Here is a 23,782-nt window from a genome sequence, read left to right on the forward strand (position 1 = left end):
GGGATAGTATCGATTCCTAGGTGGGCGTCGTGCTTTTTTGAACTTCTTTCTGGGAGATTTCTCGTAATGAAAAAGCTTCTGATTGTCGCGGCCGGGATGATGGCCGTGGCTCTATCCGCCCCTGCGGCGGCGGCTGATTTGGCGGCTCGCCCCTACACCAAGGCTCCGCCGCCGGTGGTCGCTCCGATCTATGACTGGACTGGTTTCTACATCGGCGCCAACGGCGGATGGGGCCAAAGCCACAATTGCGTGGATTTCGTCACGCTCGCAGGAACAGTTGCAAGCGGTTGCCGTGATCGTTCCGGAGGCGTCGTTGGCGGACAAATCGGATATCGTTGGCAGACCAATCAGTTTGTGTTCGGATTGGAAGCGCAGGGCGATTGGGCCGACCTCAGCAACACGCGCGTCAGCCTGTTCAACCCGACGCTTTCAACCACAGTTAAGACCGACGGTATCGGCCTCTTCACGGGCCAACTCGGTTGGGCGTGGAACGCGTCACTGCTCTACGTGAAGGGCGGCGCGGCCGTAACCAGCAATCGCCTGACAATATTCGACAACACCACCGGGATCGGTCTGGTCTCGGCAGATAACACGCGCTGGGGCGGCGCGCTAGGTGTCGGCTGGGAGTATGGCTTCGCACAAAACTGGTCGGTCGGTGTTGAATACGACCATCTGTGGATGGGACATGCGAACAACTCCTTCTCCGTGGCCGATCCGCGGCTTGCGGCCGTACTCAACGACCGGATCAGCCAAGACGTGGATATGGTCACTGTGCGCTTCAACTATCGCTTCGGCGGGTATGGAAAAGCTCCTGTCGCGGCGAGATACTGATCGCTCCTGTCTGCGCAAACCAAAGCCCCGGCCCACCGGGGCTTTTTTGCGAGCTATGAATTGCTAGCGGTTGCTTTCTTCTTTGCAATGTCTGAGGTGGGTCCAGGCCGTGTGGAAACGTTTTTCGTACCCCAATAACTGCAAGTAACCGGGCGTGATCCTGACGCGAGCGGCTGAGTCTATTTTTGCTGTATCGGGTCCGGCGTCAATCCGGGCACAGCCTCGGGCCATGCTGAGCGACCCTAACGGTCTCGCGGCGGACGCCATGACGCGCTCCTCAAGCCTGATCGCCGCGAGGAACGGTTTGATACCGACGATGTTCATCACACGCGTGAGGTTGTAGGCGAGCACGTGCAGCACCATCTCGCTCGCCACTTTGGGCAGTGTCTTCGCGAGAATCGTTGCAACGGTAACAGAGTTTTGCGACGTCGTCTTCAGATTGTGCTGGATTTCACGCAACCCCTATTTAGGCTTACGTACGAGCTCCGCCGTTGAAGACGCGGTCGGGCATTTGATCGCGAAAAACGCTAGGTCGACTAACGACAATGTGAAGCCTGCACGCGACGCAACATCTGTCATCGCTCGCGCACGTAGCAGCACATCGCGTTCGTGTTCAGGAACTCGGTTTGCATATAAGTGGCTGTCCTCTTCAACGAAGACACCGACGATCAGCTCAGCACTTTACAGCAACCGGACAGACGAGTGGCCCACGCCACGGTCCTGCTTTAACGAACTAAACGCGGAATTCAAATTCACGCTCGATCCGTGCGCATCCGAGGCAAATACGACCTGTGCCACCTTCTTCACCAAGAAAGACAATGGCCTCATTCAGGATTTGGAAAATCATCGCGTCTTTTGCAATCCGCCGTACGATACGTTTTTCTAACGACTGAAGGCTTAGAGCTTCTCGGTGAGGCTTCGCCAGGCGGCGCGGGCCGGAATCGGACGCTTGGTTTAGAAGCGCTCAATGCAATTGAGGCACCCGTTCCGCCGCCGGAAAACCAACAGTGGTTCGACCAGCTGCATGCTAAGGCAGCAAGCGCGCGGCGATCCAGTGCGGAGGCCGCTTCCGAACTTGATCACCTGATACCAGCAATCCTCAATGAAGTTCTTGACCAAGCGGGCGAACGTGCGAAAGAAAAACCACTCGCGATGAAGCGAGGGTTTGGACGAGAGCCGTCCAAGGTAAGTGCGACCTAGTACTCGAAGGTCAGTGTTTCGCGCGTTGACGCGGCACCCCTCTCTTGGCTGACTTCCCAAGAAAGAGCCCCGCCACCGGCGGGGCTAGAAAGAGCAGCGAGCTAATCATCTACGATACGGAAGCGTGGCTAGTTACGAGGTACATGAAGCCGGGCGCAAGTCTCGGAGCAACACAACATGCCATGCTTTGAGACCCAGGCCACTCCCTTGCTGCTCCGTTCGTCAAATTCAACGTGGCAGAAAGGACAAGACCATGTGGGAGAGCTGGCCCCGCAAATTCGGACAGTAGCTTGAGTGGATTTTCTGCCTGACAGCGGCGAGGATTCTTGCTGCGAATCAGGAGCGAAGATGACGAAGAAGAGCCGCCGGACGCATTCTCCGGCATTCAAGGCGAAGGTTGCTTTGGCTGCGGTCAAAGGCGACAAGACACTGGCGGAGCTGGCGCAACTGTTTGATGTTCATCCGAACCAGATCACGATCTGGAAAAACCAGCTCCTGGAAGGCGCCGCCGGCGTGTTTGGGCATGACAAGACATCGGCCGAGACGCCGGTCGATTTGAAGGCGTTACATGCCAAGATCGGCGAGCTGGCGTTGGAAAACGATTTTTTGTCCGGCGCGCTTACCAAGGCGGGCCTGCTGAGCGCAAAGCGATGATCGACCGCGATCATGATCTTTCTATCGTGCGCCAGGCGAAGGTCCTGAAGCTGGCTCGCAGCACGGTCTACTATGAACCTCGGCCAGTTTCGGCCGAGGACCTTGCCTTGATGCGTCGGCTCGATGAGCTGCATCTCGATTATCCCTTCGCGGGAGCGCGTATGCTGCGATCGTTGCTGCGGCGGGAGGGCGTATACGCCGGTCGCCGCCACATCGCGACGCTGATGAAGCGCATGGGGATCGAGGCGGTCTATCGTCGCCCGAACACGAGCAAGCCGGCTCCGGGTCACAAGATCTACCCGTACCTGTTGCGCGGATTGAAGATCGAGCGGCCCGACCATGCGTGGGCAATGGACATCACCTACATTCCGATGCGGCGTGGCTTCGTCTATCTCGCGGCGGTCGTCGATGTGTTCAGCCGACGGGTCCTGGCCCATCGCGTCTCGATCACAATGGAGGCGGCCTTCTGCGTCGAAGCGGTCCAGGAGGCGTTGGCGAAGCACGGCAGGCCCGAGATTTTCAACACGGATCAGGGCAGCCAGTTCACCAGCCTCGAGTTCACCGATGTGCTGCTGGACGCGAAGATCGCCATCAGCATGGACGGCAAGGGCGCCTGGCGCGACAACGTGTTTGTCGAGCGGCTCTGGCGCACGGTCAAATACGAAGAAGTATATCTCCGCGCCTACGACAGCGTGTCCGAGGCGCGAGCGTCAATTGCCAAGTATCTGGCCTTCTACAATCAGGGACGCCCTCACTCGAGCCTTGACGGGCGCACGCCCGACGAGGCTTACTTCGGCACGCAAGCTATGGTGATGGCCGCATGACCGTCGCCGACGGTTTTGTCGTCGCTCTGGTCGGGCTACGCCCTCCCGACGCAACGACAAAACCGTAAAGCCCCGCGTTCAGCATAACCCGGCAGGAATCCACTTAAATCCAGCGGGGCGCTGTCCAAACAACCGGGGCCAGCTCTTGGGGTGGCGTTTACCATTGAGCATATCCCACAGTGGCCCTTCGGGATCGAAGGTAACCCTCCTGGTCGGCATCAGTACTCCGCCGCAAGCATAAGCGTGAGCACACGTGTCGTACGTTCGGGGTCGCCGGGATCTTCAGAACCGTTCACCAGATCCTTGTCGTAGTAGTCGATCTTCCAAAATAACTTGCGCCCCACCAGGTCGAAGCTCCCGAAATCGTGCTCGTCATGCGGATCGTTGTCCGCTGTGAATTCCGAGAAGCGCGCCACTTGGAGGAGCGCCTCGGCCTTCACACAGTCGGGTAGCTCGTAAACGCCTGATGTCATCATGACCTTGCCACCGCGGAACGTGCGGCGGAAGGCGTCGTTGAGTTCACGAATGCGGTCGTTTCTCATGGCCGCACCCCTCAGATGAGACCGGCGAGTACAAGCGCCGATGTGACGGTGTTGCCGCCACACGCCTCGCAGAAGCCATGGTCTTGGTCGGGCTCCATCTCCACCGTGCAGTCGCATCCCTCCGTCATGCAGATGGCGGGACACACACTCTCAGTGGCGGCTACCTGCAAAAGATCGTCGAGACAATCGAAGCCTTCGAGATCGCAAAGCTTCATCAGCTTTGTCGCCTTGTGGGAAAGAACAACAATGGTGGACATCTTTTTTCCTCACTACCGGTCCGAACCATTCGGATGCCGGATAGCGAGGCGGAGCTGCTTCGCGCATTATCAGCGAAGCTTAGAATGCCCTCCGTCTCGCTACCGACCCCCGAATTCGGAACCGGAAAGAAAGAACCATGTCCGAGCGCAATATTGCCTCTGAGCAATGAATGGGGGTAGACGTGCGGTTATGCCAAATTGGCAAGCAAATATGAGAGCCAACGCAATTCCCTATCCTACAGTTGCTGGACAGGCGGAGGTTGGCTTGGAGCTATGCGGGATTTTGGGTGACGAGGCGATCAGGCGGCGTGGTTTTCCGGCACTTGGATGACCTCGATGCCGTTTTCGAATCTGACACCTGCGCTGACCTTCGGCAACTGATTTGTGCCTTTCAGCCGCCGCCAGGTCTTTGATGCGGCGCAGAGCAGCTTGAACACCATCAACTTGGCAGTCGTTGACGATAACGAACCTTTCGTGCGCACCGTTCTGTGCCGGACCGTCGCGAACACGCTTTCGATGGGATTCGTCGTCCGCAAGTGGTCCCAATGCTCGGCGGGGAATTCGTAGAACGCAAGCATTGCGTCGCGATCTTTCGTCAGGCACTCGACCGCCTTGTCGTACTTCGCTCCGTATTTCTCGGCAAAGACATCGATCGCCACTTCGGCCGAAGCTCGGTTGGACGCCAAATAGACCTCGCGCAGATCCTTCTTCATGCTGGCCTGTACCGACACTGCGACTTTGTTCAAGATATTCGCGGTTTTGTGCACCCAGCACCGCTGATGTCGCGTGGCGGGAAAGACCTCGTCGAGCGCCTTCCAGAAGCCGAGCGCGCCGTCACCGACGGCGATTTCCGGGGCGATCTTCAGCCCTCGGGTTTTCGCCTCGACGAGCAGTTCGTGCCAGCTCTGCGTGCTCTCGCGCACGCCGACCTGGAAGCCGATGAGTTCCTTCTTGCCTTCCGGCGTCGCGCCGATCAGCACCAGCATGCATTCGCTGTGGTCTTCCATGCGAGCCTGCAGGAAGACGCCGTCCGCCCACACGTATACGTACCGGCGCGCCGACAGATCGCGCTTCTGCCAACGCTCGTACTCGAGCTGCCACTCCGTCGTCAGTCTGGAAACCACCGCCGGAGAAAGATTCGGCGCATCCTTGCCCAAGAGCGCCGCCAGCGCCTCCTGGAAGTCGCCCGTCGAGATGCCTCGCAGGTACAGAACCGGCAAAAGTGCATCCAAGCTCTTCGTGCGCCGTGCCCACAACGGCAGGATCGCCGAGGTGAAGCGGATCCGCTCGCCATCGCTGGTCACCGCGCGATCGCGAATCTTTACCCGGGCGACTTCGACGGCGCCGATCCCCGTCTGGATCGTCCGCACTGGACCATGGCCGTGTCGCACGAGGCGGTCGCGGCCATCGGGAAGCTTCAAGCCCTTCATCGCGGCGAGAAACGCCTCGGCTTCCATCTCGACAGCCTGCGCAAGCAGCTGCCGAGCTCCAGATCGCAAAATATTCGTCAGTGGATCGTCGATCTCATCGGGCTGAGCAGTGGGACAATGTTGCTATGCTCGTTCATGGCGTATCGCTCTCCTTGAGGTTCTGGCAGGCTCGACACCCGCCTCGATACGCCGCCTATCTCATTCCGTCATCACCCAGTTTCCCGCATAGCTCGTTGGCTTGAGGGTTCAAGCGTGACGGCGCTAAACGGCTTTGATGGTATTCCGTCGATCATAAGCTTGAGATAGATGCGGTAGTTCGGCAACTGCAGAAGGTCCATCTCGTCGAACTTCCCATGAAATTCCCGCGCAAGGTACGGCGCATCTTCAATGCCAACTCGAAATGAGACCACAGTACCTGCGTTACCGAGGACCGCGTGGCGCACGTCCGGCTCAAGCTGGTTTAGATATTGATGGGCGACCGTGAAGCCAACGCGATACTTCCGCATCTCAGAAAACATATTTGCCAAGGCCAGGGTGATAAAGCTCTGGAAGAACTCATCGATGTAGACGAAGAAGCCTCGACGCTCAGTTGCTGGTATGTCGGCCCTGCTAAACGCAGCAAGTCCGATGGTTGTGACAAGCAATCCACCGAGTAGAGATGAGCTATCTTCTCCGATGTTTCCCTTGGCTAGATTAACCAAGAGGACTTGGCCTGCGTCCATAATCTGACGGATGTGCAAATCTCTTGCAGGGGCGGTGAGTATCCGATCGAGCAATGGATCCGCCAGAAAGGCTCCGACCTTGTTCTGGATCGGTGCCGTACCATCGGCACGGTACCCGAACGAGAAACGCTCGAACTCCTTGAGCAGAAACGTTCGGACAGTCTCGTTTCGGAGAGAACGCGCAATTCTCTTGCGAAACTCATTGTCCGAGCCCCGCGGGTCACTTCAAATTCCTCCGGGTGTGGTCAGTCAAATTCCTCCACCCGCGAGGCAGGACAAGGGACTGTTAGTTTGAGTTTGTTTCCCGGGCAAGAGCTTCAGCGGCTTCTTTGAGCCGATAGCTGCGTCCGTCGAACTCAAGCAGATGGCAATGATGCATAAGGCGATCGAGGATCGTCGTGCTCATAGTGTTGTCCCCAAGGTATGCCCCCCAATCCTGCACGACGCGATTGGAGGTGACGATGACGCTGCGGCGCAGTTTGTAACGCTGATGGATCAGGGTCTGCAGCAAAGTGCCGGCGTCGTCGGGGATGGCGCGTGCGAGGAATAGATCGTCCAGCACGAGGAGATCGCAGTCGATGATGGTTCGCAGCCGGACCTCGCGTTGTGCCGGAGAGTTCAGGGCGTAGCGGTGGAAGAAGTCGTCGGTCTCAAGATACTGGACCTTGTGGCTTTGCAGGATCGCCTGATAGGCAATCGCCTTGGCGATGTGCGACTTCCCGGTGCCAGGTTTGCCAACAAGCAGAGCGTTCTCGCCAGCGGCAATGAACGCCAGGGTGTGGAGCTGGAAGCAGGTCTGACGTGGCAGTTTGGGATTGAAGGACCAGTCGAACTCGGCGAGCGTCAGCTTTTCGTCGAGCCCGGATTGCTGGTATCGCCGCTCGATAAGACGGGACTGACGACGGTCCAGTTCATCCTGCAGGATAAGGGAGAAGGTCTCGAGGAAGGGCTGGTTGGCGCCCTGCGCCTGGAGCACGCGCGTCTGCAGCGTGTCGCGGACACCCGACAGGCGCAGCTGTCGTAGGCAACGCTCAATTTCCGGCATGGTCATCATGTGGCTAGCCCGTCTTATTCGCGAGAGGGCGCCTGAGAGGCTGGCGAGCGTGGTGTAAAGCGCTGATGCGGCGTAGGATTCGGTTGCGAAGCCACCCCATCACCTTCAACCGCGAACGCCACGCCCGCCATGACCGATGATACGATTTCAGACCACTATCGAGAAGCAAGAATTCAACACAAATAAAACCTCTGCCTCGCGCTCGATCTCTTCATGCTTGATAGTCTCGTTTCGGAGGCTGAGCACCTACCGCGTCTAATAGGCCGCTCGCGCCGGTTTCTTTGGACGCGGCACGACCGCGACTCCACGTTTCGGCACAGAAATGATCGGGAGTCACTCAATCTTTCTTCAACTTAACCCGTCTTATTCGTAAGAGTGCGCCTGAGGGGTAAAGCGCTGATGCGGCGTAGGATTCGGTTGCGAAGCCAACCCCATCACCTCCAACCGCGAACGCCACGCCCGCCATGACCGACGATACGATTCCGCCCTTCTCGTTTCCAGCCGTTCACGCCAAGAAAGTCACAGCTGCCTTCGATGGTGGGCGCCTAACCTCGAACGGGGGCGTGATGCTTCTGGCGATGGCCGAGCGGCGTCTCGGTTTGGCCAACAATCTGGCCCGGGTGTTCCCGGATCGGCGCGATCCGACGCGGGTCGTGCACAGCCTGGTCGATATGTTCCGCGCTCGCATGTTCGCGATCTGCTGCGGCTACGAGGACGCCGACGACCTCGATCATCTGAGGTCCGATCCGGCATTCAAGCTGGCCTGCGGTCGCCTACCGGACACGGGCCGGGATTTGTGTTCCCAGCCGACGCTGTCGCGGCTGGAGAATGCTCCGCGCCTGCGCGACGTGATCCGGCTGACCTACACTTTGGTCGACGCATGGATGGATAGCTACCCGCGCGAGCCGGCATCCGTCACGCTCGACATCGATGATACCTGCGACGTCGTCCACGGCCATCAGCAGCTCTCGCTGTTCAACGCTCATTATGACGAACGCTGCTTCCTGCCGATCCACGTCTACGACACGGAGAAGAGCCGGCCCGTGGCCGTCGTGCTGCGGCCCGGCAAGACGCCGGGCGGCGTCGAGGTGCGTGCCCATCTGCGCCGCCTGGTACGGCATATCCGGACGCGATGGCACAACACGCAAATTACGTTCCGTGGCGACGGGCACTATGCCCGGCCGGAGGCAATGGCGTGGTGCGAGACCAACGGCATCGACTACATCTTCGGTCTGTCCGGCACCAAGCCTCTCGCCAGAAAAGTCGACGAGGTCGCCGACGACATCCGCACGCGACGCGCCATCGAGAACCTGCCGGTTCTGCGTGGCTATACCGAGACGCGCCACAAGGCAAAGTCCTGGGATCGCGAACGGCGCACTGTCGCCCGTATTGAGGCGACGATGCTCGGCCTCGACATCCGCTTCGTCGTCACCAGCCTCGATGTCGGCTCGGCCGAGTGGATCTACGACAGCCTGTATTGCGCGCGCGGCCAAGCCGAGAATCTGATCAAGCTGCATAAGACGCAGCTCGCCTCCGATCGCACCAGCTGCCGTTCGGCGCTCGCCAACCAGGTCCGTCTCGTGCTCCATACGGCCGCTTATTGGCTGATGCTGACCGTGCGCGACGCCATTCCCAAAGCCCGGGAATTGGCCGCTGCCGAGTTCGCGACGCTGCGTCTTCGGCTCTTGAAAATCGCCGCCCGTGTCGTCGAGACCACGAGCCGCATTCGCCTTGCGTTTGCCGCGGCATGTCCCGAAGCCGACCTGATCTGCGGCTTGCCCGGCGCGCTGCTGCCGCTCGGTCCTTGACCGGCGGGGCGTCCGCCCCCGTTCGCCCAACCCATCCCTCAAGCGCGTTGCAAAGTACCGGTCGTCAGGCGGCGAAAAGCCGAAGGCAATCCTGTGCGCCTCGTCAGACAAGATGTGCGGCCGCATCAATCGGGCCCAAAAGCCGCACTCTCACGAATAGGACGGGCTAGGTCTCCAGTTTAAGGTGAGAAGGTGCAGCGGGAGCGCTCGTGGCGCCGGAGTTGGCCGGGGTTGCGCAGGGGACACGAGCGCGGATTGCCGTGGCGTGATCGTCGTGAGCCTCGGCCTGCCGACCATTGTCGTCGGCGTCGCGCCGCACAGCGCGGCTGAAGAGGTCGCCGTATTCCGCGGGGGTACGGATCAGCGGATGATCCTGGGTGAGCGGCGATGCCGGCTGTGGCGTCACTCCAACCTGCTCGATCGCCTGTTCGAACAACCGCTCGACGGTCGCACGCACGTGCTTGTAGCGGTAGATGCGGTTGTCGATGGCGTGCGCGCAGGCCTGCTCGACCAGCCGCGCCGGATACTTCCGGCCCAGCCCGACAATGCCCCACATCGCGCGCTGTCCGGGGCGCCCTTCGGTGTCGAACACCTGCTGGCACAAGGCCCTGGTCTGCGGTCCGATGCGCTCGGCGCTCGCCAGCAGCACGGCGGTTTGCCGCGACGGGTTGAACGGCCGTTCGCTGGTCGGCAGGACGACAGAACCGGGGTGCGCCATCCGGGAATGAACGATAGCGGTACGACGACCCCACCTCGTTTAGGTGGACGGGATGAGCGAGACTCGCGCGTGGATTTGACAACGCGAGGGACGCTCGTTCCATGCATCAAGACAGACATCAAGACGGGCATGATGCCGCCTCCTATCAGCGGATCGAGGTGATCACAGGGGAGAGGCGACGGCGCAGTTGGAGCGATGCGGAGAAGGCGCGGATCGTGGCCGAGAGTGCCGATCCGGAGACGAGCATTTCCGAGGTGGCTCGACGCAACGGGGTGAACCGGGGACTGCTCAGTGTGTGGCGGCGCCAGGCGCGGCTCGCGTCGAGCGAAGCGCCGCAGTTCGTGCAAGTCAGGCTCCAGGCCGCCGTCGAGGCGCAGCCGAACGCGATCGATAAGGCGCATGTTCTGACGGATCCGGCCGAGCGGATCGAGGTGATGATCGCGGGCGCGACGGTGCGCGTGCCCGTCGGCGTCGACGCCGCGACGCTGGAGCGCGTGCTGGCGGCGGTGAGATCGACGCGATGATCTCTTTCGGTCCAATGGTCCGTGTGTTCGTCGCGACGCAGCCGATTGACTTTCGTAAAGGCGTTCATGGCCTTGTCGCGCTGGTAGCGGAGGGATTAGGCGGCAAGCCCTACAGCGGTGACGTTTATGTCTTCCGATCGAAGCGATCGGATCGTTTGAAGCTACTGGTTTTTGACGGCTCGGGAATGGTTCTAGCGACGAAGTGGCTGGAGAATGGGGGCTTTGCCTGGCCACCTGTTCGCGAGGGTACGATGCCGGTGACGGGGGCGCAACTGGCGATGCTGATTGAAGGTCTTGCGGAGTGGTCGCGTGTGGTCCCGAAGGTGACGAAGCGGCCGACGAAGGTTGCCTGAAGCGTCTTGTTTTGCTGGCGATTGCGAGTGCGTTCGTGTAGCTCTGCGATATGGCGCTTCGCCCCGAAGATCTCCCCTCTGACCCTGCGGCTCTTGCCGAGATGGTGCTGGCTTTCGAAGGCGAGAACGATGATCTGCGCGCAGAGATCGCCACGTTGAAGAGCCTGATCTTCGGCGCACGATCGGAGCGCGCGGCGATCGTCTGCGCCGAACAGATCGCGTTTGATCTGGAACGGACCGCCGGCTCACAGCTCCCGGCCAATGACGACAAACCGGACGCGCCGCGGCCGGAGCGGCGCAAAGCGAAGCGCAACATCGGCGCGCTGCCGGCGCATCTGCCTCGGGTCGAGCGGGTGATCGAGCCGGCGTCCACGCTGTGCCCGTGCTGCACGGGTCAGATGCATCGGATCGGCGAGGAGAGCAGCGAAGCGCTCGATCGGGTTCCCGCGTGGCTGCGCGTGCTCCGCACGATCCGTCCAAAATACGCCTGCCGCTCCTGTGAGGGCCCGATTGTCCAGGCCCCGGCACCGGCGCGGCTCGTCGAGGGCGGCATGGCAACGACGGCGCTGATCGCGCATATCGCCGCGGCCAAATATGCCTGGCAATCGACGCTCTATCGCCAGACGCAGATCCTGGCGGGTCAGGGTGTCGTCGTCGACCGTCAGACGCTGGCGCGCTGGATGGGGAGCGCGGCGTGGCTGGTCAGGGGCCTCTACGATCTGCAACTGAAGACTATGCACGGCTTCGAGCGGCTGTTCTGCGACGAGACGCCGATGCCAGTGCTCGATCCGGGACGCGGCCGCACGAGGATCTGCCAGTTCTGGGCGCACGCGACGGACGATCGGGCGTGGAAGGGGCCGGCGCCGCCGGCGGTCGCCTACGTGTTCGCAGGTGGTCGCGGCAAAAAGGAGATCGTGGCGCAGTTAGCCGGCTTCGAAGGCGTGCTGCAAGTCGACGGCTATGCCGCCTACGCCTCGCTGGCGGGCGATGCGATGATGTCGGGCCAGATCCAGCTGGCGTATTGTCTCGTTCACGCGCGCCGCAACTTCGTGAGGGTGCACAAGACGACGAACTCACCCTTCGCCGCGGAGGTCATCGAGCGCATTGCGGCCGTCTACGCGATCGAGGAGAGGATCCGCGGTCTCGATGCTGGGGAACGCCGCGCGACGCGACAGGCCGAGACGAAGCCGCTGATGGAGGCGTTGAGGGCCCGTCTGATCGCGGTGAAGGACGGGATCTCCCGCCGCTCGACGCTCATCAAGGCGATCGACTACATGCTCGAACGCTGGCAGGGCCTGACGACGTTCCTGGATGACGGGCGGCTCGAGCCGGACACCAACACGGTCGAACGATCGATCAGGCCAATTGCGATCGGAAAAAAGAACTCGTTGTTCAGTGGTGACGAAGGCGGGGGCGAGACCTGGGCGATACTCGCTTCGCTTCTTAACACAGCGAAATTGAATGGCCTCGACCCCGAGGCGTATCTCGTCGACGTTCTCGATCGCATGGTGAGCGGCGCCACGAAGACCAACCAGCTTCACGAACTTCTGGCCTGGAACTGGAAGGCCGCACGCGAAGCCGAAAAGCGGGCCGTGGCATGACGAAGCCGAAGCAAGGGCGGGGAACGCGAAAAGCACGCAAGACGACGATGGCGGACTATGCCATGTCGTTCGAACGGCTCGGGCAATGGATCAGCAAGCGCGCCAGGTCGCCGACGCTTCGGCATCCGCGGGCGACGTCGCTCTCCATGCTCGATGGCGCGGTGGCCGCGGTCGTCGCCGGGCCGGTCTCGATGGCGTCCGAGGAATGGGTGTGCCCGCTCCTCGGCGTAGATCCCGACGCCTTCAATCACGACACCGAGGAGTTCTCGGCAATCGCCGCCACGCTGATGCGCCACAACGCTATCAGCGAGACGCTGTCGACGAGACCGGAGAGCTTCGAGCCGCTGTTCGTGCGATCACCGGACGGCGAAGTCGACCCGCAGCCCTGGTGCATGGGCTTCTACGCCGTCATGAAGCTTCGGCTTCTCGTCTGGTCGCGGCTTCTCCCCCCGAATGGAACCGAACACCTTATGCTGCGGCCGATCTTGGTCCATTGCATCGACGACGCCGGTCGACCCTTGCTACCCCCGGCCCGGCGCACGCTGGGAACGCAGCCCATCATCCAAAACGCCTGGCGCAACATTCCAGCAACCGTCGAGGCCCTCCGGCAGTTCTGGATGCCTATACGCTTCAAGCGCGGTGCGTAGGCCGTCCGCACCAAGTCCGTGGCTCCGTGGGCCTCTCGTACCGTTTACGAATGAACACGCAGCAGCGCACGGGTGTGGCGATCACGGATCTCGATCGTGGTGGTGTAGATGCGCACGACGACCTGGCTGCCGATCGGCGCGGGCCGCGCGGCGTAATAGCTGTTGTCGACGCGTACGGTGGTGTCGTCGCAGACAGTCCGGACGACTTCGGTGAAGATGCGGAAGGGAGCGACAGGCAGCGGCCGCAGGTGCGGCTTCTCTTCCTGGAACATCGCCTCGACCTGACGGCGCGTGCTGCCGTGGATGCGTTTGGAAGCCCAGTTCTCCTCCCAGTGCCTCAAGAACTCGTTTTGCGCCTCCAGCGTCTCGAAGCGCCGTCCGGCCAGCGCAGTGCCCTGGGTATGTTGAATCGCATTCTCGACGCATCCTTTCCGATTTGGATCGGCCACGCGCGCGGGATCGGCGACCACGGCGTAATGAGCCAGCATCGCGCTGTAAATCGGGTTGAGCTGGGGCTCGTACAAATCCGGCTTGAGGACGCCTTCCTTCAGGTTGTCGAGCACGACATAGCTGGGGACCCCGCCAAAATACCGGAACGCCTCTTCGTGGAGCTGCGCCCAGACTTGTTGGCTGGACTTCCAGACTACCCGCCGGAAGCTGCGCCGCGAGTAGCGTAGCGTCATCACGAACAGGCGGGGACGACGGTACCGCCCGCTCTTCGGATCAACCGTCGGCGCGCCCTCGCCATAGTCGACCTGAGCTTCCTCGCCGGGGAGGAACTCAAGACGATCAAACTGCTCAGGATCAGCGTGCCGCAACCGGCGCACAAACCGCTTGACACTCTGGTAGCTGGACGGAAAGCCAAATTGATCAACCAGGTCCTGGTAAATCGCCTGCGCGTTCCGCTTCAGCCGGACCTGTTCTTCGATCCACGTCCGATGCGCTTCGCAAGCCGAACGGGCCAGGCTGCTGGTGACCGTCGCTTCCGATGTCCCAAAAGCCGGTGGTCGGGGTGGAGGAATTTGGCCGTCCGCGCTCACCGAGCCGGTGGTCACTTCCCCGGGGGAATTTGCCTCCGCACCGGCCCGCAGCGCCTGATAACGCCGGATCGTCTTGCGATCGACACCCGTCAGCCGGTGAATCTCGCGCTGGCTGGTGTTGCGATCAAGTAATGTAAGTACGGTGCTTTGCAGATGTCGCTTCAAGACGTTCAACTCCCCGGCCCCTTGCTGGCTAAAGGGGTCGAACATAAACGTCCTGCCTGACCGGCTACTGCTGTTCAGCGGCGCTGACGGCGATCATCAGGTGGGGGAGTTTCAAGTGACCATACCCGGGGGATTTTGACCGACCCACGGGGTCCGAGAAGATACGCAGCACGTCGTGGAGCGTCGCGTCGGGCTGCTCCAAAAGGGCCATAAGCACGTTGCGCAGAATGTGCTCCATGCGCACCCCCCACGCGTCGGGCCACATCTTCTTAAAGACATCCATCATGCCCGAAGCGGCGAGGGCGATACGATCATCGCTGACGTGACGAAGGGGGTTGTACCCGTATGGCTGGGCTGGATCAGTCGCGTCCAGATAGATGACTCTATCCCGCTGCGATGCCGGAATGCGTGAAGCAACCCGAGCGACTAGGTCACCGTGCGGATCAATGAGAGTGAAGCCATTCCCCCGCTTGGCATCCTGCAGCGCCATAGTCTCGATCAGACTCGACTTACCGGTGCCAGTTTTGCCGATGATGTACATGTGCAAGAACCGGTCTTCCGTTTTGATCCCGAAGACGCGGTCGTCATTCCGAAAGTCGATGCGGGCAAAACGAATGGGTTCACGGGCCATATTCCGGCCATGGTGTCTTTGCCCGTCCCCCGCGACTAGACTGCTGATCTTGCCCAAATTCGCGGCTGGCTTTCGGCCGAAAACGATTCGAAAGGCTAAGCGAAAACTCCGCATCTTGGACTAGCCCGTCCTATTCGTGAGAGTGCGGCTTTTGGGCCCGATTGATGCGGCCGCACATCTTGTCTGACGAGGCGCACAGGATTGCCTTCGGCTTTTCGCCGCCTGACGACCGGTACTTTGCAACGCGCTTGAGGGATGGGTTGGGCGAACGGGGGCGGACGCCCCGCCGGTCAAGGACCGAGCGGCAGCAGCGCGCCGGGCAAGCCGCAGATCAGGTCGGCTTCGGGACATGCCGCGGCAAACGCAAGGCGAATGCGGCTCGTGGTCTCGACGACACGGGCGGCGATTTTCAAGAGCCGAAGACGCAGCGTCGCGAACTCGGCAGCGGCCAATTCCCGGGCTTTGGGAATGGCGTCGCGCACGGTCAGCATCAGCCAATAAGCGGCCGTATGGAGCACGAGACGGACCTGGTTGGCGAGCGCCGAACGGCAGCTGGTGCGATCGGAGGCGAGCTGCGTCTTATGCAGCTTGATCAGATTCTCGGCTTGGCCGCGCGCGCAATACAGGCTGTCGTAGATCCACTCGGCCGAGCCGACATCGAGGCTGGTGACGACGAAGCGGATGTCGAGGCCGAGCATCGTCGCCTCAATACGGGCGACAGTGCGCCGTTCGCGATCCCAGGACTTTGCCTTGTGGCGCGTCTCGGTATAGCCACGCAGAACCGGCAGGTTCTCGATGGCGCGTCGCGTGCGGATGTCGTCGGCGACCTCGTCGACTTTTCTGGCGAGAGGCTTGGTGCCGGACAGACCGAAGATGTAGTCGATGCCGTTGGTCTCGCACCACGCCATTGCCTCCGGCCGGGCATAGTGCCCGTCGCCACGGAACGTAATTTGCGTGTTGTGCCATCGCGTCCGGATATGCCGTACCAGGCGGCGCAGATGGGCACGCACCTCGACGCCGCCCGGCGTCTTGCCGGGCCGCAGCACGACGGCCACGGGCCGGCTCTTCTCCGTGTCGTAGACGTGGATCGGCAGGAAGCAGCGTTCGTCATAATGAGCGTTGAACAGCGAGAGCTGCTGATGGCCGTGGACGACGTCGCAGGTATCATCGATGTCGAGCGTGACGGATGCCGGCTCGCGCGGGTAGCTATCCATCCATGCGTCGACCAAAATGTAGGTCAGTCGGATCACGTCGCGCAGGCGCGGAGCATTCTCCAGCCGCGACAGCGTCGGCTGGGAACACAAATCCCGGCCCGTGTCCGGTAGGCGACCGCAGGCCAGCTTGAATGCCGGATCGGACCGCAGATGATCGAGGTCGTCGGCGTCCTCGTAGCCGCAGCAGATCGCGAACATGCGAGCGCGGAACATATCGACCAGGTTGTGCACGACCCGCGTCGGATCGCGCCGATCCGGGAACACCCGGGCCAGATTGTCGGCCAAGCCGAGACGCCGCTCGGCCATCGCCAGAAGGATCGCGCCCCCGTTCGAGGTCAGGCGACCGCCATCGAAGGCAGCCGTGACTTTCTTGGCGTGAACGGCTGGAAACGAGAAGGGCGGAATCGTATCATCGGTCATGGCGGGCGTGGCGTTCGCGGTTGAAGGTGATAGCGTTGGCTTCGCAACCGAATCCTACGCCGCATCAGCGCTTTACACCACGATCGCCAGCCTCTCAGGCGCACTCTTACGAATAAGACGGGCTAACAGCGCGCTATTTCCCGGGTTCTGTTAGCTAGGTCACAGATCTAGTTCCACATCTGGCGCAGAATGTTGCAGGGCATCATGCAATGAAGATGACGCAAGTATCTCTTCGACCAATTTTACAATGAACGACTTGGGATGATGGGAAATGCGTGCATCTAACCTCAATTCGACTTCAGAATGCTTGGAGTGTTACTTCAGCTTCTCTGGGAAGGCGCCGGCCTGCGGAGGCTCTTACGACCAAGTGACGCGAAATCACACAAGCAATAGATGGTTTCGCTAAGGACTTGGTAATGCTAAGCAAGCTTAGGCAATTGATACTTACTTAAATTTTAACCCTTTTGCGGTGCCCCGGTTGAACTACGCTGGCAAATTCGACGCCGCGACGTCCTTGGACGGCCAGGTTTCCGGTGCGCCTGGCCACGTCCATGCCGATTCCCTTGCGGCCAAGCCCTTCATCGCAAAGGGACATGGCCATGTGCCTGATGGCGCGTTCGTTGTTCCCGACCCCAACCTGATCTTCAACGGCGAGTTCAAGCGAGCCGGCCTCGATCTCGTGCTGTCCCACGAAGGGCAGGAGTTCGTGGTTCACGATTATTTCAGGGGCGACAAGCGCGCTGCGATCGCCTCGCCCGACGGCGCCCACCTCACCGGCGACATCGTCAACGCTCTCACCGGCCACGTCCAGGTTGCCCAGGCCGCGCCCGGCGCCGCCGCGGCCCAGGTCATCGGTCACGTCACAAAACTCTCCGGCAGTGCGACCGCGATTCGTAACGGCGTCTCGGTCATCCTGAACAACGGCGACAATGTAGAGAAGGGCGACGTGGTCTCGACCGGCGCCGATTCGACACTCGGCATCACCTTCATCGACGGCACCGTGTTCGGCCTGTCCTCCAATGCGCGGATGGTGCTGAACGAGATGGTCTACGACCCCAACGGGTCGAGCAACTCCTCGCTGCTCAGCCTGGTTGCGGGCACCATCACCTTCGTCGCGGGCGAGACCGCCAAGCATGGTGACATGAAGGTCGACACGCCGGTCGCCACCATGGGCATCCGCGGCACGGCGGTGCTGACCCAGATCAACTTCGTCGTTCCCGCCGGCGGCGGCGATCCGCAGCCGCAGGCGAGCTTCCAGGTGCTGGTCGAGCCGAACGGCACCACCGGCTCCTACATCCTGTTCGACAAGATCACGCTGCTGCCGATCGCGACGGTCAACCAGGCCGGCCAGATGATCCAGATCAGTGGCGGCAACGTCTCGATCGGCAATGCGCTGATGTCGCCGGAAATTCAGAAGCTGATCACGGACGTGTTCACGCTGAAGTTCACCGACAACAACACCAACACCAAGCTGACCACGAACTTCACCGACACGATCACGCCGATCAGCCTGGACTTCGCGTTCAAGTCGGGGTCCGGCGCCGTCGCAGTCGCGACATTCGTCAGTCTCAGCCCGCAGGGACGCGACGGCCCCAGCAATTCAACGCAGCAGGCCACCCGTGTTCCCGGCCAGCCGATCGTGCAAAGCTTCGACGCCGGCGGTATTGTAAAGACGGCCTTCGCGCTGACTGAGCGCGCGGGCATAACGGGCGACACGCATGCCGATACCATCACCGGCCTGATCAGATTCGTCGATCAGAACCTCGGCGACCGGCCGACGGTGTCGGTGAGCCTCGCCGAAGCGCCGAACTACGTCTACAAGAGCGCCGGCCAGCAGGACGTTACCGCCTCGCTCACCGAGCTCCAGAAGCAGGGCATCGCAGCGACGCAGATCCAGATCAGCGTCGTTGCCGACCCCGCCAACGAGAACAACGGCTCGGCGGTCTGGACCTACACGATCCCCGACAAGGTCTTCGACTTCCTCGCGGCCGGCGAAACCCTGACGCTGACCTACATGGTGCGGGTCGACACCAATTTCGTGGTGAACCCCGAGTCCAGGTTCATCCCGATCACCATCACGATCACGGGGACGAACGACAAGCCGACCGTGGCGACGTCGGTCGGAAACGTCATCGAGAAGGTCGGGACCGGCAACGAGGCCCTGGACACTATCACGGGCACCGTCACCTTTACCGACGTAGATCTGACGGACCGGCCGATCGTGAGCGCTGAGCTCTCGTCAACCCAGCCGTTCAAATATGTCGATGCCGAAGGCAACGACATCACCGCCACGTTGACGCCGCAGCAACTCGCCGCGATCGCAGCCGTCAAGGTGCCGCTAACGGTGGTACAGGGTGCAGGGAACGGCAACAACGGCTCGGCCACCTGGACCTACAGCGTTCCGGACCATCTCTTCGACTTCCTTGCCGAGGACGAGAAGCTGATCCTCAATTACGTGGTGCAGGTCGATGACGGGCACGGCGGCATCGTCAGCACGCCGCTCACGGTTTCCATCAATGGTGCCGATGTCAATGTCGAGGGCACCAACGACGTACCGACGATCATCGAGGACGACACGATCTCGACCGGCGCGGTGACGGAGGATACGGCGACACCGCTCGTGGCCAACGGTACCATTACGTTCAACGATCCCGATCTCACGGACACGCATACCGCAAGCTTCGTCCTGAAGTCGACGACGTCGAGCACGCATCTGCCCGGCTTCAGCAACGGCACCACGCATATCGGCGCGTTCGCGCTGACAGCGGTGAGCGAAAGTCCCGGCGTCAGTTCGCGGGGTTCAGTCGGCTGGACCCTTACGATCGACAATAACGATCCGGTGTTGCAGTCGCTGGCCGAAGGCCAGACTGTCACGCAGGTTTATACCATTACGGTTGACGACCATCACGGTGGGACGGTCTCCAAAGACGTCACGGTCACCATCACGGGGACCAACGATGCCCCGACCATCACGAGCGATGAAGACGCGGCGAAGGGCTGTGTCATCGAGGACGCGGGCCCGACACTCTCGATCTGCGGCACACTGGCGATCCAGGATCTCGACCTGATCGACACTCATACCGCGCAGGCCGTGTTCAAGTCGTCGACGTCGAGCGCACATCTGCCAGGCTTCGACGACGGCACGCCGCTCGGCTGCTTCACGATTGATCCGTCAGTGTACGAATCCAACACCGACGCCGACAACGGCGCGACGCTGGGCTGGCACTTCACGCTCGACAACAGCAATGCGGTGCTGCAGTCGCTGGCGCAGGGTCAGACCATCACCCAGGTCTACACGATCACGGTCATCGACAATCACGGTGCCGAGGTCTCGCAGGACGTGACCGTCACGATCAACGGCGTCAACGACGCGCCGACCGTCACCAGCAGCGCCGCAGATGCCACTGGAGCGGTGACCGAGGATGCCAGTGCGACGTTGGCGATCTGCGGTACGCTGGCGATCCAGGATCTCGACCTGATCGATACCCACACGGTGGAAGCCGTGTTCAAGTCGTCGTCCGTCAGTTCGGCTCTGCCGGGGTTCGGTGCCGGCGCGAACATCGGCAGCTTCACGATCGATCCGTCGGTACTCGAATCCAGCACCGATACCAGCAACGGCGCGACGTTGGGTTGGCACTTCAGCCTCGACAACAGCGATGCGGTGCTGCAGTCGCTGGCGCAGGGCCAGACCATCACCCAGGTCTACACCGTCACCTTCACCGACGATCATGGCGCCCAGGTCTCTCAGGACGTGACGGTCACGATCAACGGCACGAACGACGCGCCGACGCTCGCCGATCTCGACATTGGTCCGCTCACGGATACTGCCGCGGCCGACACCTTCGCCAATCTCGCTGGCCATTTGTCCGGAACGGATGCCGACAGCGGCGAGACGGCGACGCTGACCTATGCCGTTCTGAACGCAGATCACCATGCGGTGACGACGGTTGCAGGACTGTACGGCTCGCTGACGGTCAACCCCGACGGCAGCTACAGCTACGTTCCCGACGCAGCGGCCATCAACGCGCTTTCGGATGGGGCATATACCGATATATTCACCGTCCAGACCAAAGACGCGCATGGTGCGACCGGCACGGCAACGCTCACGGTGGACGTGACCGGCGCGGACGACGGGAACGTCGCACCGGTGATCGACGTGAACCAGATCAGCGTATCGCAGGAAGGCGTCCAGGTCTTCATCCACGGCATCACGGTCACCGACGCCGACGCTGCTCCCGATGAAACCTTCGCACTCACCGTGGCGGCGGATTCGGGCACTTATGTGGAGCCTGAACCGACGTCCGATACGCTGGCGAGCGTCAATTCAGCACTCCAGGGGCTGACCTATACGGAGCCGAGCCAGAGCGGGACTGCGACGGATAAGTTGGCGGTCACGGTGACCGACGGTCACGGCGCGACCGATACGGTCAACCTGATCTTCAACCTGAACGAACAGGGCCCGGTGACCCTCGCCAGCACCAGCGGCAAGGATGTGCTGTTCGGGACCGGCTATCAGGACCAGTTCGTATTCGCCGCCAACTCCAACCACGACACGATCCTCGATTTTGAGCACGGCCAGGACCACATCAACCTGACGGCGGTTGTGGCGACCGATATCGACTCGGCATGGATAGCCCAGCACGTGGCGGCCTCAGGAGCTGACACCCTGATCACGATCAATGCGACGGACACCATCCTCCTGAAGGGTGTCGCCCAGGTCCAGGCGAGCGACTTCATCGTCCATGCCTGATCGCTGCGCGATGGGCCGCGACCGTCTGCAAAGCCGATCCGCGCTGCCGTTCGCCGTCAAAGCGTGATATCCAACCCCCATGAAACGTCTCAAGATCCTGCGGCGGTGGTTTGCGCGGAAGTTCGGCCTTGCGCGGCTGATGTGCCTTGCGCTGCTGGTCCTGTTCGCGGGCGCGCGCCTCTGGGATCCGCCGCCGATCCAAGAATTGCGGCTGCGCACCTTCGACATGTTTCAATTGATCGATCCGCGCCAGAAGGCGGCGCGGCCGGTCGTCATCGTCGATATCGACGAGAAGAGCCTCGCCAGGCTCGGCCAGTGGCCCTGGCCGCGCACGCGCATCGCCGATCTAATCCAGAACCTCACCAACAACGGCGCGGTGGCGATCGGCTTCGACGTGGTCTTCTCCGAAGCCGACCGGCTCAACCCGGATCAGGTCGCGAGCCAGATGCGCTATCTCGACGACGCGACCCGCGCCAAGCTACGTGAGTTGCCGAGCAACGATCAGATCCTCGCCGACGCGATCAAGGGCTCGCGCGTCGTGCTGGGCGAAACCGGGCTTCCGGAGGTCTTGTCCGAACTCGACAAGTCACTGCCGTTCACGGGGGTGGCCACGGCGGGGGAGGACGGGGCCGAGCGCTTCCTGTTCGAATTCCCCGGCCTGCTCCGCAACGTGCCGATCATCGAGAGGGCCGCGGCCGGCCGCGGCCTGTTCTCGATCCGGACCGAGCGTGACGGATTGATCCGCCGCGTGCCGATGATCATGCTCGCCCAGGGCAACATCATGCCCTCGCTCAGCCTCGAGATCCTGCGCGTCGTCACGGGCACGCCGACCTTGCTGGTCCGTACCGACAAGACGGGCATCAAGGCAATCCGCCTCAAGGGCTTGGAGGTTCCGACCGACAAGAACGGCCAGCTCTGGGTGCACTATGCCCGCCGGGATCCGTCGATCTACGTCTCCGCGGTCGACGTGCTCGACAATGCGGTGCCGCCCGCGAGGTTTGCCGGCAAGCTGGTGCTGGTCGGCACCTCCGCGGGTGGCTTGAACGACATCAAGACCACGCCGGTGTCCCGGGCCATGCCGGGTGTCGAGATCCATGCCCAGGTGCTGGAGGGCGTACTGAGCCGCGCGGTGATCTCGCAGCCGAGCTACGCGCTCGGCGTCGAATTGATCGCCGCGCTGGTCATCGGACTGCTCGTCATCATCTTCACGCCGAATCTCGGCCCCGTCCGCCTCGTGCTGGCGGGCGCGGCCTTCGCTGCCATCCTGGTCGGCACGTCCTGGTTCTTCTACAGTCAGCACCGCTACCTCATCGACTTCACCTATCCGCTGCTCTCGACCACCGCGATCTATCTGACGCTGATTTTCGCCAGCTTCGTGCGCGAGCAGCGCCAGCGCGTGCAGATCCGCGGCATGTTCGCGCAATACATGTCGCCGGTGCTGGTCGAGCAGCTGGCGCAGTCGCCGGAAAAGCTCGTGCTCGGCGGCGAGGAGCGCGAGATGACGATCATGTTCTCCGACGTGCGCGGCTTCACCACGATCTCCGAGAGCTACAAGCACGATCCGCAAGGGCTGATCGCGCTGATGAACCGCTTCCTGACACCGCTGACCGACGTGATCATCGAGCGCAAGGGCTACATCGACAAATACATGGGCGACGCCATCATGGCGTTCTGGAACGCGCCGCTCGACGATGCCGAGCACGAGGTCAATGCCTGCGAGGCGGCGATCCAGATGCTGGAGCAGATCGACGTGGTGAACAAGGAGCGCGAGCAGGAAGCGGCCGAAGGCGGCCACGTCTACATCCCGCTCAATGTCGGCATCGGTCTCAACACCGGTATCGGCGTGGTCGGCAACATGGGCTCCGACCTGAAGAAGAACTATTCGGTGCTTGGCGACAGCGTGAACCTGGCCTCGCGGCTGGAAGGGCAGACCAAGGAATACGGCTTCCCGATCATCGTGGGATCCAGGACCGCGCTCGCGGCCAAGGAGAAGTTCGCGATCCTCGAGCTCGACTTCATCATGGTCAAGGGCAAGACCGAACCGGAAGTCATCTATGCCATCGCGGGCCGCGAGGACGTGATGCATTCGGGCGCATTCCAGCGCCTGCGCAACATCACCATCGAGATGCTCGGCTGCTACCGCAGCCGCAACTGGCAGGGCGCACTGGATGCGATCGAGCGCGGCCGCCGCAGCGAGGACGCCGACACGCTTGAGAAGCTGTTCAGGCTCTACGAGGCGAGGATCAAGGATTTCCAGCTCAATCCACCGCCGGAGGGCTGGACCGGCGCGTATGCGCTGCTGACGAAGTAGGGTGCACACACTTGCTGTCGTCCCGGACAAGCGCGCCTAGAGCGTGATGTTTTTGACTGGAATCGGGGTTCCCAGAGCGGGCGATT

Annotated in this window: 18 protein-coding genes and 3 pseudogenes; 11 read left to right on the forward strand and 10 right to left on the reverse strand. The window is 61.7% G+C overall.

Features of this window, described 5'->3' with window-relative positions:
- Window positions 1-66: 66 nt before the first annotated feature.
- Window positions 67-831: an outer membrane protein gene (locus ABIF91_RS20195; protein ID WP_166346104.1), complete on the forward strand. Its 765-nt coding sequence runs from the start codon at window positions 67-69 to the stop codon at window positions 829-831.
- Window positions 832-894: 63 nt separating this feature from the next.
- Here ABIF91_RS20195 and ABIF91_RS20200 read toward each other — a convergent pair whose 3' ends face one another.
- On the reverse strand, window positions 895-1,290 hold the full coding sequence (locus ABIF91_RS20200; protein ID WP_284277798.1) for a hypothetical protein: 396 nt from the start codon (window positions 1,288-1,290) through the stop codon (window positions 895-897).
- A gap of 88 nt (window positions 1,291-1,378) precedes the next feature.
- On the opposite strand from ABIF91_RS20200, the gene ABIF91_RS20205 reads away from it, so the two are divergent.
- Together ABIF91_RS20205 and ABIF91_RS20210 are read left to right on the forward strand one after the other, a co-directional pair.
- Window positions 1,379-1,717: a DNA N-6-adenine-methyltransferase gene (locus tag ABIF91_RS20205; RefSeq protein WP_424579301.1), complete on the forward strand. Its 339-nt coding sequence runs from the start codon at window positions 1,379-1,381 to the stop codon at window positions 1,715-1,717.
- A 662-nt stretch (window positions 1,718-2,379) separates the two neighbouring features.
- Window positions 2,380-3,509, forward strand: a protein-coding gene (locus tag ABIF91_RS20210) for an IS3-like element ISRj2 family transposase (RefSeq protein ID WP_424579372.1) whose coding sequence is annotated in 2 segments (ribosomal slippage) — window positions 2,380-2,632 and window positions 2,632-3,509 — 1,131 coding nt in all. Because the reading frame shifts where the segments join, the coding sequence is not laid out codon by codon here.
- A gap of 218 nt (window positions 3,510-3,727) precedes the next feature.
- Here the strand turns inward: ABIF91_RS20210 and ABIF91_RS20215 are convergent.
- The 5 genes from ABIF91_RS20215 to istB all read right to left on the reverse strand — a co-directional run bounded on the left by ABIF91_RS20215 (window position 3,728) and on the right by istB (window position 7,514).
- Window positions 3,728-4,051, reverse strand: coding sequence for a DUF3768 domain-containing protein (locus ABIF91_RS20215; RefSeq protein ID WP_060909949.1), 324 nt, complete (start codon window positions 4,049-4,051; stop codon window positions 3,728-3,730).
- 11 nt (window positions 4,052-4,062) lie between these two features.
- Window positions 4,063-4,308 carry a hypothetical protein gene (locus ABIF91_RS20220; protein ID WP_166346118.1) on the reverse strand — a complete coding sequence of 82 codons (246 nt, stop codon included), beginning with the start codon at window positions 4,306-4,308 and terminating at the stop codon, window positions 4,063-4,065.
- Window positions 4,309-4,607: 299 nt separating this feature from the next.
- Window positions 4,608-5,831, reverse strand: a complete 1,224-nt coding sequence (locus tag ABIF91_RS20225) for an IS256 family transposase (RefSeq protein WP_424579377.1) — start codon at window positions 5,829-5,831, stop codon at window positions 4,608-4,610.
- 116 nt (window positions 5,832-5,947) lie between these two features.
- A complete protein-coding gene (locus tag ABIF91_RS20230) occupies window positions 5,948-6,514 on the reverse strand; it encodes a hypothetical protein (protein ID WP_424579329.1) in 567 nt (188 codons plus the stop codon).
- A 232-nt stretch (window positions 6,515-6,746) separates the two neighbouring features.
- Window positions 6,747-7,514 (reverse strand): IS21-like element IS1631 family helper ATPase IstB, encoded by a 768-nt coding sequence (gene istB, locus ABIF91_RS20235; protein WP_038952109.1) that lies wholly within the window; start codon window positions 7,512-7,514, stop codon window positions 6,747-6,749.
- A 464-nt stretch (window positions 7,515-7,978) separates the two neighbouring features.
- Here istB and ABIF91_RS20240 point away from each other — a divergent pair, with 464 nt between their 5' ends.
- Complete coding sequence (locus ABIF91_RS20240; RefSeq protein ID WP_208086440.1) at window positions 7,979-9,322, forward strand: IS1380-like element ISBdi2 family transposase; 1,344 nt, start codon at window positions 7,979-7,981, stop codon at window positions 9,320-9,322.
- 166 nt (window positions 9,323-9,488) lie between these two features.
- On the opposite strand, the pseudogene ABIF91_RS20245 reads toward ABIF91_RS20240, so the two are convergent.
- Window positions 9,489-10,052, reverse strand: a pseudogene (locus ABIF91_RS20245) (IS21 family transposase); the annotation flags it as partial.
- An 89-nt stretch (window positions 10,053-10,141) separates the two neighbouring features.
- Between ABIF91_RS20245 and tnpA the strand changes: the two are divergent.
- The 4 genes from tnpA to ABIF91_RS20265 are packed head-to-tail and all read left to right on the forward strand — an operon-like array spanning window position 10,142 to window position 13,165.
- On the forward strand, window positions 10,142-10,564 hold the full coding sequence (gene tnpA, locus ABIF91_RS20250; protein ID WP_424578819.1) for an IS66-like element accessory protein TnpA: 423 nt from the start codon (window positions 10,142-10,144) through the stop codon (window positions 10,562-10,564).
- Complete coding sequence (gene tnpB, locus ABIF91_RS20255; protein ID WP_018273742.1) at window positions 10,561-10,917, forward strand: IS66 family insertion sequence element accessory protein TnpB; 357 nt, start codon at window positions 10,561-10,563, stop codon at window positions 10,915-10,917. The genes tnpA and tnpB overlap by 4 nt, the downstream gene beginning before the upstream one ends.
- Before the next feature lie 50 nt (window positions 10,918-10,967).
- A complete protein-coding gene (tnpC, locus tag ABIF91_RS20260; RefSeq protein ID WP_035681142.1) occupies window positions 10,968-12,518 on the forward strand; it encodes an IS66 family transposase in 1,551 nt (516 codons plus the stop codon).
- Window positions 12,515-13,165 carry a UPF0149 family protein gene (locus ABIF91_RS20265; protein WP_063712394.1) on the forward strand — a complete coding sequence of 217 codons (651 nt, stop codon included), beginning with the start codon at window positions 12,515-12,517 and terminating at the stop codon, window positions 13,163-13,165. The genes tnpC and ABIF91_RS20265 overlap by 4 nt, the downstream gene beginning before the upstream one ends.
- Window positions 13,166-13,212: 47 nt before the next feature.
- Here the strand turns inward: ABIF91_RS20265 and istA are convergent.
- From istA to ABIF91_RS20280, 3 genes and pseudogenes are all read right to left on the reverse strand, one after another.
- Window positions 13,213-14,415: pseudogene (gene istA / locus ABIF91_RS20270) on the reverse strand (IS21-like element IS1631 family transposase); the annotation flags it as partial.
- Between the two features lie 19 nt (window positions 14,416-14,434).
- Window positions 14,435-15,001 (reverse strand): hypothetical protein, encoded by a 567-nt coding sequence (locus ABIF91_RS20275; RefSeq protein ID WP_424579330.1) that lies wholly within the window; start codon window positions 14,999-15,001, stop codon window positions 14,435-14,437.
- A 290-nt stretch (window positions 15,002-15,291) separates the two neighbouring features.
- A complete protein-coding gene (locus tag ABIF91_RS20280; RefSeq protein ID WP_424578735.1) occupies window positions 15,292-16,635 on the reverse strand; it encodes an IS1380 family transposase in 1,344 nt (447 codons plus the stop codon).
- A gap of 478 nt (window positions 16,636-17,113) precedes the next feature.
- On the opposite strand from ABIF91_RS20280, the pseudogene ABIF91_RS20285 reads away from it, so the two are divergent.
- The 3 genes and pseudogenes from ABIF91_RS20285 to ABIF91_RS20295 all read left to right on the forward strand — a co-directional run.
- Window positions 17,114-19,162 (forward strand): annotated as a pseudogene (locus tag ABIF91_RS20285) (FecR family protein); the annotation flags it as partial.
- 240 nt (window positions 19,163-19,402) lie between these two features.
- Window positions 19,403-21,385 (forward strand): VCBS domain-containing protein, encoded by a 1,983-nt coding sequence (locus ABIF91_RS20290; protein WP_424579378.1) that lies wholly within the window; start codon window positions 19,403-19,405, stop codon window positions 21,383-21,385.
- A 79-nt stretch (window positions 21,386-21,464) separates the two neighbouring features.
- Complete coding sequence (locus ABIF91_RS20295; protein ID WP_424579331.1) at window positions 21,465-23,696, forward strand: CHASE2 domain-containing protein; 2,232 nt, start codon at window positions 21,465-21,467, stop codon at window positions 23,694-23,696.
- Window positions 23,697-23,782: the final 86 nt, after the last annotated feature.

The organism is Bradyrhizobium sp. USDA 241 (genome assembly GCF_049739505.1).
GTDB classification, from domain to species: domain Bacteria; phylum Pseudomonadota; class Alphaproteobacteria; order Rhizobiales; family Xanthobacteraceae; genus Bradyrhizobium; species Bradyrhizobium liaoningense.

What these genes read in the sequence shown, in the direction of transcription:
- ABIF91_RS20195 (WP_166346104.1), top strand. Translation starts at nt 67, where the DNA reads ATGAAAAAGCTTCTGATTGTCGCGGCCGGGATGATGGCCGTGGCTCTA.
- ABIF91_RS20215 (WP_060909949.1), bottom strand. Translation starts at nt 4,051, where the DNA reads ATGAGAAACGACCGCATTCGTGAACTCAACGACGCCTTCCGCCGCACG.
- ABIF91_RS20220 (WP_166346118.1), bottom strand. Translation starts at nt 4,308, where the DNA reads ATGTCCACCATTGTTGTTCTTTCCCACAAGGCGACAAAGCTGATGAAG.
- istB (WP_038952109.1), bottom strand. Translation starts at nt 7,514, where the DNA reads ATGATGACCATGCCGGAAATTGAGCGTTGCCTACGACAGCTGCGCCTG.
- ABIF91_RS20240 (WP_208086440.1), top strand. Translation starts at nt 7,979, where the DNA reads ATGACCGACGATACGATTCCGCCCTTCTCGTTTCCAGCCGTTCACGCC.
- tnpA (WP_424578819.1), top strand. Translation starts at nt 10,142, where the DNA reads ATGCATCAAGACAGACATCAAGACGGGCATGATGCCGCCTCCTATCAG.
- tnpB (WP_018273742.1), top strand. Translation starts at nt 10,561, where the DNA reads ATGATCTCTTTCGGTCCAATGGTCCGTGTGTTCGTCGCGACGCAGCCG.
- tnpC (WP_035681142.1), top strand. Translation starts at nt 10,968, where the DNA reads ATGGCGCTTCGCCCCGAAGATCTCCCCTCTGACCCTGCGGCTCTTGCC.
- ABIF91_RS20265 (WP_063712394.1), top strand. Translation starts at nt 12,515, where the DNA reads ATGACGAAGCCGAAGCAAGGGCGGGGAACGCGAAAAGCACGCAAGACG.
- ABIF91_RS20275 (WP_424579330.1), bottom strand. Translation starts at nt 15,001, where the DNA reads ATGGCCCGTGAACCCATTCGTTTTGCCCGCATCGACTTTCGGAATGAC.
- ABIF91_RS20280 (WP_424578735.1), bottom strand. Translation starts at nt 16,635, where the DNA reads ATGACCGATGATACGATTCCGCCCTTCTCGTTTCCAGCCGTTCACGCC.
- ABIF91_RS20295 (WP_424579331.1), top strand. Translation starts at nt 21,465, where the DNA reads ATGAAACGTCTCAAGATCCTGCGGCGGTGGTTTGCGCGGAAGTTCGGC.